The organism is Gardnerella sp. 30-4, assembly GCF_001641215.1.
In the GTDB taxonomy this organism is placed as follows: domain Bacteria; phylum Actinomycetota; class Actinomycetes; order Actinomycetales; family Bifidobacteriaceae; genus Bifidobacterium; species Bifidobacterium leopoldii.
This window is the reverse complement of record NZ_LXJL01000180.1, coordinates 1-554: the sequence shown is the minus strand read 5'-3', so window position 1 is coordinate 554 and position 554 is coordinate 1. Positions and strand designations below refer to the sequence as shown.

1 pseudogene is annotated in these 554 nt (G+C 34.8%); it reads right to left on the bottom strand.

What is annotated here, in order from left to right:
- Positions 1 to 167: 167 nt before the first annotated feature.
- Positions 168 to 554 (bottom strand): annotated as a pseudogene (locus A5294_RS06955) (Abi family protein); the annotation flags it as partial.

Genomic DNA, 554 nt, shown 5'->3' with positions numbered 1-554 from the left:
GCGACACGCCAACAACCCACTTTTACATGACGCGCGCGGCAGTTCCTCTACGTTCATACAAAAACAATACCGCTTCTTGGCCTATAACCCAGCAAATAAAAAAATCGGGCGACGCATAAATGCATCGCCCGCAAAACTTTCGTTTTCAAATCGTATCTAATAAATTACTATGATGGCTGTACATTATATACAATCTCTTTACAAAAAGTATACATCTGTTGCACTGATGTAGATGACTTATACAAGTCCCTATTACTAATCATCCTACCGTCAAACAATTCTTTGATTTCCTGTAAACAATGATTCTTCAAATCCTCACTTTTTATAACATCATCCACCGCAATAAGCAGCGAAATAAAATCTTGCACACAGTTATTTTTTAATCGGTTTTGAATAGTCCTTTTTCTTACATCAGGCAATAATTTAACAAGTCTAGAAGCTAAATAACTATTGTAAAAACCATCTTTATTTGTTAAATCATGAATAACACAATTGCTATGAGCGGCAGCATTTCGTATATTCCTTATGCTATCCAACAATGTACAATTAAATTC